The organism is Stutzerimonas stutzeri SDM-LAC (genome assembly GCF_000235745.1).
Taxonomy (GTDB): Bacteria; Pseudomonadota; Gammaproteobacteria; order Pseudomonadales; family Pseudomonadaceae; genus Stutzerimonas; species Stutzerimonas stutzeri_H.
The window spans coordinates 58147-67392 of sequence record NZ_AGSX01000125.1; the positions used below are offsets into that span (position 1 = coordinate 58147).

The following is a 9246-nucleotide window of genomic DNA, read 5'->3' on the forward strand; positions in this document are numbered from 1 at the left end:
AAGATGACCGAACTACTCCCACTCATGCTAGAGGGGGCCTGGGTGACCGTGAAGATCACCTTTTTTGGCTCGCTGCTGGCGATACTCGCCGCATTGATCGGCGCCCTGGGTCGCCTTTCGCCGATCAAGCCGCTGCGCTGGGCGGCCACCGCCTATATCGAAGTGTTCCGCGGCAGCTCGTTGCTGGTGCAGCTGTTCTGGCTCTATTTTGTGCTGCCGATGCCGCCGTTCAACATTGCCATGAGCGCATTCAATGTCGCGGTGATCGGCCTCGGCCTGAACATCGGCGCCTACGGTGCCGAGGTGCTTCGCGGCGCGATCCGCTCAGTGCATGAAGGGCAGTACGAAGCCTGCCAGGCGCTGAACATGACCGCCGGGCAGCGCCTGCGCAGGGTCATCCTGCCGCAAGCGCTGCTGGCGGCGATCCCGCCCGGTACCAACCTGCTGATCGAGTTACTGAAAAATACGTCGCTGGTGTCGCTGATCACCTTGTCGGACCTGGCATTCCGGGCTCGTCAGCTTGATCAGGCCACCCTGATGACACTGGAAATCTTCGGTCTGGCGCTGGTGATGTACTTCGTACTCGCGCAGATCATCAACTTCTCCATGCGCACCCTTGAGCGGCGTCTGGCGCGCGGCCGCATGCGAGGGGGCATGTCATGAATTTCTTCGATTGGAACTTCGCCTGGGAGATTCTGCCCAGACTGCTCGATGCCTCGCTGAAAACCATCGGCATCACCATTGCCGGGTTTTCCATCGCCATCGTGCTGGGCCTGTTTCTCGCGGTGGCACGCCGCAGCCGGCATCGCTGGTTGTCCTGGCCGATGACCGGCTTGATTGAATTCATCCGCAGCACACCGCTGCTGATTCAGGTGTATTTCCTGTTCTTCGTGTTGCCCAACTACGGCTTCAATCTGTCCGCGCTGCAGGCTGGGATCATCGGCATCGCTCTGCACTACGCCTGCTACACGGCCGAGGTCTACCGCGCCGGACTCGACGCGGTACCGCGCGCGCAATGGGAGGCGGTGACGGCGCTGAACATGAAACCGCTCAACGCCTACCGCAAAGTAATCTTGCCGCAGGCGCTGCGACCCATCTTGCCAGCGCTGGGCAACTACATGATCTCGATGCTCAAGGACACGCCAGTGCTCTCCGCCATCACCGTGGTGGAAATCATGCAGCGGGCCAAGAACATCGGTTCGGAACACTTCCGTTATCTGGAGCCGATCACCATGGTCGGCCTGTTCTTCCTCATTCTCAGTCTCGGCCTCGCCTGGTTCGTTCGCCGACTGGAAAACCGAATGGAGCTTGCCCGATGAACGCATCGATGCCTGCTGGCGACACACAGAACCTTGCCAGCACCGACAACGAGCCAGAGCTGATGGTGCAATTTCGCGATGTGAGCAAACACTTCGGCGACCTGACCGTGCTCAACCACCTCGACCTGGATGTCCGAACGGGCGAGAAGGTGGCGATCATCGGCCCCAGCGGATCGGGTAAGTCCACGCTGCTGCGGGCGCTGATGACCCTGGAAGACATCGATGAAGGCGTGATCATGGTTGATGACCAGCCGCTGACCCACATGCCGGACGCCAGTGGCAATCTGGTCCGCGCCAACGCACGCCACCTGCGTCGCGTGCGCGGCAAGGTGGGCATGGTGTTCCAGAGCTTCAATCTGTTCCCACACATGACCACCCGGCAGAACGTGATGGAAGCACCGGTGCAGGTGCTAGGACTGTCGAAGCGGGAAGCTCGCGAGCGCGCCGAGGAATTGCTGGCCATGGTCGGGCTGGAGGACAAACTCGAGCACTATCCGTCGCAACTCTCCGGCGGCCAGCAACAGCGGGTAGCTATTGCCCGTGCATTGGCGATGCGGCCCAAGGTGATGCTGTTCGACGAGGTGACCTCAGCGCTGGATCCAGAGCTCTGCGGCGAAGTCCTCAACGTCATCCGCCGGCTGGGCGATGCGCACAGCCTGACGATGCTAATGGTGACTCACCAGATGGGTTTCGCTCGGGAATTCGCAGATCGCGTGTGCTTCTTCAACGAAGGCCGGATCCATGAGCAGGGCACACCGGACGAGCTGTTCGGCAACCCGCAGGAGACGCGCACCCAGGAGTTCCTTAGTGCAGTTACCCAGGCGAGCTAGGCTGGTGTAATAGTGCGCCGCTGTTCCGGCGGCTGTTTCACGAGAGCTTTCGCGAGGGAAACGTAATGCTCGAATCACTGCAAAAGATGCTGGCCAAAGGAATGGACAATCCCATGCTGCGCTTCGGGCTGGGCAAGGGCTACCTGGACGCGGGTGACCCGGCTGAGGCCGCGGTTCATTTGCAACGCTGCGTCGAACAGGATCCGAAATATTCCGCCGCCTGGAAGCTGCTCGGCAAGGCACTGCAGGCCAGTGATGATCTCGACGGCGCAAGACGCGCGTGGGAGCAAGGCCTGCTCGCCGCGCAAGCGCACGGTGACAAGCAGGCCGAGAAGGAAATGGGTGTGTTTCTACGCAAGCTGAACAAACAGACCGGCAGCTAGTGTCAGCCGGTCGCCCGCCCTTGCCGAGCCGCTATCAATCGGGCTGGACGAAGCGCAAGCCAACACCCTCGGCATCGACACGCATCACTTCCATTTGCAGCACCGGCGCGGGAATCGGAAGATCCTGAACCTGTCCACTGACCGTCATGCCCGGCTGCAGCTCGGTCAGCTGCGGGTGCTTGACGTAAACCCCACCATCCGAAAGGTCACGGGTGTGCGCAAACACCTCGCCAAACGACTCATGGGTAATGCGGATGCGACACTTCATCGGTGCGCGTGGATGCCGTCGCTGATTCGGGTTGCTCATTGAAGTCCCTGTGCTGGGCGAGCTGTTATTAATACCAGCGTTTCTCGCCGGCTGGCCGCTTTTTAAAGCGCTTCATCGTCCACATGTACTGGCTGGGCCAGGTGCGTACGTAACGCTCGATGACACCGCTCATGGCCGCTACCGCGACTTCGACGTCCTCGTCATACATAGCAGGAGGCGCTGCCTCGAGGATCACCTTGTAGCCCGAACCGTCATCCAGGCGCAACGCGTGAAGAAACACGCCCACTGCCTTGCCGCCGGTGAGCATGCCGGGCACGAACTTGCTGGTCAGGGCTTGAGTACCGAGAAAGGGTACGAACACCCCGGAGCCTTCGCTGGGCTCCGGATCCGCGGGTATACCTACAGCGCCGCCCTTACGGACTTCCTTGATCACGCTGATGATGCCTTCGCGAGTCGAAGGCGCGACCTTGTTGCCCAGCTGTACGCGCTGGCGTTGCAGGAGTTCATCGACTGCCTTGAGCTTCGGCGGGCGATAAAAAATGATCGGTTTGCATTGCGCGCAATAGAAGTGATTGAGCACTTCCCAGTTGCCAAGGTGACTGGTGATACCTACCACGCCCTTGCCTGACGCCAGTGCCTGCTCCAGCACCTCGAGGCCCTGGACGTCCTTGACCAGACGCAGCGTCTTGTCCGCTGGCCAGATCCAGGCGCAGGCGCTTTCGGTGAAAGCCATGCCGATCTGCTGCAGGCTTTGCCCAAGCAGGCGCTCCCGCTCGGAAACATCGAGCTCTGGAAAGCATTTGGATAGATTGGTTCGGGCGACTTCTCGAGAGCGATTGGGGAGCTTCCACATCAGCCAGCCAATGAAGCGACCCGCCCCCTGAACCGCGCGCCAGGGGAGTAGGGCGAACAGGCGCAGAAAGCCAACCACCAGCGCACCTTTGAGCTTGTCCAAGGATCTCTCCCGAAAATTCAAAGACGCTAGTGTAACTGCTTCGCGCGATTGGCTACGCCTGAAGCGTCACCTCCGTCAGGCGTTGTCTGTGGCTGCCGCCAGAGTGGAGTAACGATCGCAGTCAGTGGTGTGGTCCATGACCATGCCGCACGCCTGCATATAGGCGTAGCAAATGGTCGGGCCGACAAAACTGAACCCGGCCTTTTTCAATGCACGGCTCATCGCCTCGGCCTCGGCAGTCACCGCCGGCACCTGGCTGATCGACTCGAAATGGTTGATCTTGGGCTTGCCGCCGACAAAGGACCACAACCAACCCGCCGGATCTTCCAGCTCGAGCCAGCGCTGGGCATTGTGCCGTGCGGCTTCGAGTTTTCGACGGTTGCGGATGATGCCGGCGTCGAGCATGCGTTCGTCGATCTCGGCATCGGTCATCCGTGCCAGACGCTGCGGATCGAAGCCGAACAGCACCTGGCGGTAACGCTCTCGCTTGCGCAACACGGTGATCCAGGAAAGGCCCGCCTGCGCCCCCTCAAGAATCAGAAACTCGAAGAGGACCTGGGGATCACGGGTGGGCACGCCCCACTCGTTGTCGTGGTAGCTCATGTACGACGGGTCGTCACTGCACCAAGCGCAACGCGGCATTTTTTTCATATCCTTGAGTGGGCGAAGAGCAGCTGGAAACTGCGACTGGCGCTACGCCGTAGAGTACGGGTCACCACGGGTTCGAGCGGTTATCGGGTATACTCCGAGGCTTTCTGTCGAAGCCAGCACAGGTGAAATTTTGACCCAGCCTACGCCTGCCGTGCGCACCTTCCAAGACCTGATCCTTGCCCTGCAAAGCTACTGGGCAGAGAAGGGTTGCGTCGTTATGCAACCCTACGATATGGAAATGGGCGCCGGCACTTTCCACACCGCGACATTCTTGCGCGCTGTCGGTCCTGAAACCTGGAACGCAGCCTACGTCCAGCCTTCGCGGCGTCCTGCCGATGGCCGCTATGGCGAGAACCCAAACCGCCTGCAGCATTACTACCAGTTTCAGGTCGTGCTCAAGCCCAACCCGGAAAACATCCAGGATCTGTACCTCGAGTCGTTGCGCCGCATCGGTGTCGACACCTCGGTGCACGACGTACGTTTCGTCGAGGACAACTGGGAATCGCCAACACTGGGCGCCTGGGGGCTCGGCTGGGAGGTCTGGCTCAACGGTATGGAAGTCACCCAGTTCACCTACTTCCAGCAGGTTGGCGGCATCGAATGCTATCCGGTAACCGGTGAAATCACCTACGGCCTCGAGCGACTCGCGATGTATCTGCAGGGGGTCGACTCGGTCTACGACCTGATCTGGACAGATGGCCCGTTCGGCACCGTCACCTATGGCGATGTGTTCCATCAGAACGAGGTGGAACAGTCCACCTACAACTTTGAACACGCCAACGTTGAGAAGCTGTTCGAACTCTTCGACTTCTACGAATCGGAAGCCAACCGGTTGATCGAACTGGAGCTGCCGTTGCCCACCTATGAAATGGTGCTCAAAGCCTCGCATACCTTCAACCTGCTGGATGCGCGCCGGGCCATATCGGTAACAGCACGCCAGCAGTACATCCTGCGCGTTCGCGCGCTGGCTCGTTCGGTGGCGCAGAGCTATTTGCAGGCACGTGCCAAGCTCGGCTTCCCCATGGCCACCCCGGACCTGCGTGACGAAGTATTGGCCAAGCTGGAGGCTGCAGAATGAGTGCACTGGATTTCCTGGTCGAGCTCGGCACCGAAGAGCTGCCGCCCAAGGCCCTGGGCAAATTGTCCGACGCGTTTCGCACGGGCATCGAGAAGGGCTTGAAAGACGCTGGTCTCACCCATGGCCGGGTACAGGCCTTCGCCGCTCCCCGGCGCCTCGCGGTGCTGATTGAACAGCTTGATACCGAACAGCCTGATCGCAGCATCAACCTCGACGGACCGCCGTTGCAGGCCGCCTTCGACGCCGAAGGTGAGCCGACCCAGGCCGCGCTGGGCTTTGCCCGCAAATGCGGCGTGGACCTCGCCGAGATCGACCGCAGCGGCCCGAAACTCAGGTACAGCCGTTCGATCCCCGGCCAGGCAACGTCCGAGCTGCTGCCCGCTATCGTCGAGACATCGCTGAACGAATTGCCCATTCCCAAGCGCATGCGTTGGGCCGCGCGCAAGGAAGAGTTCGTCCGGCCGACCCAGTGGCTGGTCATGCTGTTCGGTGAACAGGTCATCGATTGCACCATCCTTACTCAGCGCGCTGGTCGCGAATCCCGCGGGCATCGCTTCCATAGCCCGAGCCCGGTGCGAATTTCCAAGCCAACAAGCTATCTGGAAGACCTGCGCGGCGCTCACGTCATTGCCGATTTTGCCGAACGTCGCGAGTTGATCGCCAAGCGTGTCGAGCAACTGGCGGGCGAGCAGAACGGCAGTGCCATCGTGCCACCCGCGCTGCTGGACGAAGTCACTGCACTGGTCGAATGGCCTGTGCCGCTGGTGTGTTCGTTTGAAGAACGCTTCCTGGACGTCCCGCAGGAAGCGCTGATCACCACCATGCAGGACAACCAGAAATACTTCTGCCTGCTGGACGCCAACGGCAAGCTGCTTCCGCGCTTCATCACGGTCGCAAATATCGAGTCCAAGGATCCGGCTCAGATCGTTGCAGGTAACGAGAAGGTGGTGCGTCCACGCCTCACCGATGCCGAGTTCTTCTTCAAGCAGGACAAGAAGCAGAAGCTCGACAGCTTCAATGAGCGCTTGAAAAACGTGGTCTTCCAGGCTCAGCTCGGGACCGTGTACGACAAGGCGGTGCGCGTCTCCAGGCTGGCAGCGTTCATCGCCGAACACACCGAAGGCAATGCGCAGTGGGCTGCGCGCGCAGGCCTGTTGAGCAAGTGCGACCTGGCCACCGAAATGGTCGGCGAGTTTCCCGAGATGCAGGGGATTGCTGGTTATTACTACGCCGCCAACGATGGTGAACCCACCGATGTCGCCTTGGCACTGAACGAGCAATACATGCCCCGCGGTGCGGGCGCAGAGCTGCCCAGTACCCATACAGGTGCCATCCTCGCCGTCGCCGACAAGCTGGATACCCTGGTCGGCATCTTCGGTATCGGTATGTTGCCCACTGGCAGCAAGGATCCTTACGCGCTTCGGCGCGCGGCCCTGGGCATCCTGCGCATTCTGATCGAGAAGCGTCTGGATCTGGATCTGGTTGCCGCTGTGCGCTTCTCCATCAACCAGTTCGGTGGTCAAGTCAAAACCGAAGGATTAGCCGATCAGGTTCTCGACTTCATCTTTGATCGCCTGCGTGCACGGTATGAAGACGAAGGCGTCGAGGTAGCCTCCTATCTATCGGTTCGTGCCGTACAGCCGGGCTCAGCGTTGGATTTCGATCAGCGCGTGCAAGCCGTACAGGCGTTCCGCAATCTGCCGGAGGCCGAGGCCTTGGCGGCTGCGAACAAGCGCGTCTCGAACCTGTTGAGCAAATTCGAAGCGAAGCTGCCGGACACCGTCGAGCCCCGTTACTTCGACAACGCCACCGAGTTTTCTTTGTATTCTGCGCTGCAGCAGGCCGAACAAGCCGTGCAGCCGCTGGCCGCGAATCGTCAGTATCGCGAAGCGCTCGAGCGTCTGGCTCATCTGCGCGGTCCGGTGGACGCCTTCTTCGAGGCGGTTCTGGTCAACGCCGAAGATGCTTCGGTACGTGCCAACCGCTACGCCTTGCTTGCCCGGTTGAGAGGACTTTTCCTTGGCGTTGCCGATATTTCCGCACTTGGCTAAGCCAGTGAAGCTGATCGTGCTGGATCGCGACGGCGTGATCAACGAGGACTCAGACGCGTACGTGAAGAGCCTGGATGAATGGATTCCGATCCCCGGCTCAATCCAGGCGATCGCACGGCTGTGCAAGGCCGGCTGGACGGTGGCGGTTGCTACCAACCAGTCCGGCCTCGCCCGCGGCCTGTTCGACGCCACCACGCTTGGCGACATGCATTTCAGGATGCAGCAACTGGCAATGGAAGAGGGCGGCCGCATCGACCTGATCGTCCACTGTCCGCATGGTCCTGATGATGGCTGCAACTGCCGCAAGCCGCTACCCGGGTTGTTCCAGCAAATCGCAGAGCACTTCCATCTCGACGACCTCCGGGGCGTCCCGGTGGTTGGTGACAGCCAGCGTGATCTGCTTGCCGGAACTCACCTTGGCGGGGTGCCTTACCTGGTTCGCACCGGAAAAGGCTCAAAGACATCGGAAGGCTCGCTGCCAACCGGTACCCTGGTGTTCGATGACCTGGCTGCCGTAGTCGATCATCTGCTGGGAGCCAAGCGATGAACGTCTTGCTGCCGCTACGCATCGTGTTGTTCTACCTGTTGCTGTCGTTCACGGCTTTCGCCTGGTGCTTGGTCAGCCTGGTGTTCGCACCTTTCATGTCGTTTCGCACCCGCTACCGGTTCGTGGTCCAGACTTGGTGTCGCAGCGCCGTGTGGTTAGCGAAGGCGGTGGTCGGCTTGCGTTACGAGGTGAGCGGAGCGGAACACGTGCCGGAGCGTCCCTGCGTAATCCTGTCCAAGCACCAGAGCACTTGGGAAACGTTTTTCCTTTCCGCATACTTCGAGCCACTGAGTCAGGTCCTCAAGCGCGAACTGCTCAACGTCCCGTTCTTTGGCTGGGCGATACGACTGCTCAAACCCATTGCGATTGACCGTGAAAACCCTAAAGAGGCGCTACGTCAGGTCGCCAAACAGGGATTGGAGCGGCTGGAGCAGGGCGCCTGGGTGTTGATCTTTCCAGAAGGAACGCGCGTTCCGGTCGGACAGGCCGGCAAGTTCTCGCGCAGCGGCGCGGCGCTGGCCGTCAACGCCAAGCTCCCGGTCTTACCGGTAGCGCACAATGCCGGTACGTTCTGGCCCAAATCCGGCTGGGGCAAGCGGCCCGGGGTGATCCAGGTGGTCATAGGCCCGGCGATGTATGCCGAGAGTGAAGGCCCTCGGGCCGCAGCTGAACTTAATCAGCGCGCCGAAGACTGGATCAATGCAACTGTGGCGGATCTGGAACGCAACGCCTGATCCAGTAGGACAGGCCAAATAAAAAGGGGGAGCAGACCGACGTTTGCTCCCCCTTTCTTTTAGCTCGACGCTCAGCCTTCGACGGAGCTACGGATCAGGTGATCGAAGGCACTCAGCGAGGCTTTAGCGCCTTCGCCAACCGCGATGACGATCTGCTTGTACGGCACCGTCGTCACGTCGCCCGCTGCGAAGATACCCGGTAATGAGGTTTCGCCACGCGCATCGACGATGATCTCGCCGCGCGAGCTCAGCTCCACCGTGCCCTTCAGCCAATCGGTGTTAGGCAGGAGGCCGATCTGTACGAAGATGCCCTCCAGTTCCAGCTCATGGAATTCGCTGGAGTTGCGATCCTTGTAGGTCAAGCCGGTGACCTTCTTGCCGTCGCCGATGACCTCGCTGGTCAACGCGCTGGTGATCACCCTGACGTTGG

The 9246-nt window shown here is 60.6% G+C and carries 12 protein-coding genes; 8 read left to right on the forward strand and 4 right to left on the reverse strand.

Annotated features, from left to right (window positions below; translation table 11 throughout):
- Positions 1-3: 3 nt before the first annotated feature.
- The 4 genes from ehuC to PSTU_RS0113140 all read left to right on the forward strand — a co-directional run bounded on the left by ehuC (position 4) and on the right by PSTU_RS0113140 (position 2532).
- Positions 4-663, forward strand: coding sequence for an ectoine/hydroxyectoine ABC transporter permease subunit EhuC (gene ehuC / locus PSTU_RS0113125; protein ID WP_019341490.1), 660 nt, complete (start codon positions 4-6; stop codon positions 661-663).
- Positions 660-1319 carry an ectoine/hydroxyectoine ABC transporter permease subunit EhuD gene (gene ehuD, locus PSTU_RS0113130; RefSeq protein ID WP_019341491.1) on the forward strand — a complete coding sequence of 220 codons (660 nt, stop codon included), beginning with the start codon at positions 660-662 and terminating at the stop codon, positions 1317-1319. The genes ehuC and ehuD overlap by 4 nt, the downstream gene beginning before the upstream one ends.
- A complete protein-coding gene (gene ehuA / locus PSTU_RS0113135) occupies positions 1316-2149 on the forward strand; it encodes an ectoine/hydroxyectoine ABC transporter ATP-binding protein EhuA (protein ID WP_019341492.1) in 834 nt (277 codons plus the stop codon). The genes ehuD and ehuA overlap by 4 nt, the downstream gene beginning before the upstream one ends.
- 65 nt (positions 2150-2214) lie before the next feature.
- Positions 2215-2532, forward strand: coding sequence for a tetratricopeptide repeat protein (locus tag PSTU_RS0113140; protein ID WP_019341493.1), 318 nt, complete (start codon positions 2215-2217; stop codon positions 2530-2532).
- Between the two features lie 34 nt (positions 2533-2566).
- Here PSTU_RS0113140 and PSTU_RS0113145 read toward each other — a convergent pair whose 3' ends face one another.
- From PSTU_RS0113145 to PSTU_RS0113155, 3 genes are all read right to left on the reverse strand, one after another.
- The gene (locus PSTU_RS0113145; RefSeq protein ID WP_019341494.1) at positions 2567-2839 is read right to left on the reverse strand and encodes a PilZ domain-containing protein; all 273 of its coding nucleotides are present in this window, start codon (positions 2837-2839) and stop codon (positions 2567-2569) included.
- A 28-nt stretch (positions 2840-2867) separates the two neighbouring features.
- Positions 2868-3755, reverse strand: coding sequence for a lysophospholipid acyltransferase (locus tag PSTU_RS0113150; RefSeq protein ID WP_019341495.1), 888 nt, complete (start codon positions 3753-3755; stop codon positions 2868-2870).
- A 75-nt stretch (positions 3756-3830) separates the two neighbouring features.
- Positions 3831-4397, reverse strand: a complete 567-nt coding sequence (locus PSTU_RS0113155) for a DNA-3-methyladenine glycosylase I (RefSeq protein ID WP_019341496.1) — start codon at positions 4395-4397, stop codon at positions 3831-3833.
- 139 nt (positions 4398-4536) lie between these two features.
- Here PSTU_RS0113155 and glyQ point away from each other — a divergent pair, with 139 nt between their 5' ends.
- The 4 genes from glyQ to PSTU_RS0113175 are packed head-to-tail and all read left to right on the forward strand — an operon-like array spanning position 4537 to position 8816.
- Positions 4537-5484 carry a glycine--tRNA ligase subunit alpha gene (gene glyQ / locus PSTU_RS0113160; protein WP_019341497.1) on the forward strand — a complete coding sequence of 316 codons (948 nt, stop codon included), beginning with the start codon at positions 4537-4539 and terminating at the stop codon, positions 5482-5484.
- Positions 5481-7535, forward strand: coding sequence for a glycine--tRNA ligase subunit beta (gene glyS / locus PSTU_RS0113165; protein WP_019341498.1), 2055 nt, complete (start codon positions 5481-5483; stop codon positions 7533-7535). The genes glyQ and glyS overlap by 4 nt, the downstream gene beginning before the upstream one ends.
- A 4-nt stretch (positions 7536-7539) precedes the next feature.
- Complete coding sequence (gene gmhB, locus PSTU_RS0113170; RefSeq protein WP_019341499.1) at positions 7540-8082, forward strand: D-glycero-beta-D-manno-heptose 1,7-bisphosphate 7-phosphatase; 543 nt, start codon at positions 7540-7542, stop codon at positions 8080-8082.
- Complete coding sequence (locus PSTU_RS0113175) at positions 8079-8816, forward strand: lysophospholipid acyltransferase family protein (RefSeq protein WP_019341500.1); 738 nt, start codon at positions 8079-8081, stop codon at positions 8814-8816. The genes gmhB and PSTU_RS0113175 overlap by 4 nt, the downstream gene beginning before the upstream one ends.
- Before the next feature lie 71 nt (positions 8817-8887).
- Here the strand turns inward: PSTU_RS0113175 and PSTU_RS20800 are convergent.
- On the reverse strand, positions 8888-9246 hold a 359-nt coding region (locus tag PSTU_RS20800; protein ID WP_157999802.1), incomplete at its 5' end, for an FAD-dependent oxidoreductase.

Excerpts from the sequence above, each read along its gene's own strand:
- PSTU_RS0113145 (WP_019341494.1), bottom strand. The coding sequence starts at position 2,839 with ATGAGCAACCCGAATCAGCGACGGCATCCACGCGCACCGATGAAGTGT.
- glyS (WP_019341498.1), top strand. The coding sequence starts at position 5,481 with ATGAGTGCACTGGATTTCCTGGTCGAGCTCGGCACCGAAGAGCTGCCG.
- PSTU_RS0113175 (WP_019341500.1), top strand. The coding sequence starts at position 8,079 with ATGAACGTCTTGCTGCCGCTACGCATCGTGTTGTTCTACCTGTTGCTG.
- PSTU_RS0113140 (WP_019341493.1), top strand. The coding sequence starts at position 2,215 with ATGCTCGAATCACTGCAAAAGATGCTGGCCAAAGGAATGGACAATCCC.
- ehuC (WP_019341490.1), top strand. The coding sequence starts at position 4 with ATGACCGAACTACTCCCACTCATGCTAGAGGGGGCCTGGGTGACCGTG.
- ehuA (WP_019341492.1), top strand. The coding sequence starts at position 1,316 with ATGAACGCATCGATGCCTGCTGGCGACACACAGAACCTTGCCAGCACC.
- PSTU_RS0113155 (WP_019341496.1), bottom strand. The coding sequence starts at position 4,397 with ATGCCGCGTTGCGCTTGGTGCAGTGACGACCCGTCGTACATGAGCTAC.
- ehuD (WP_019341491.1), top strand. The coding sequence starts at position 660 with ATGAATTTCTTCGATTGGAACTTCGCCTGGGAGATTCTGCCCAGACTG.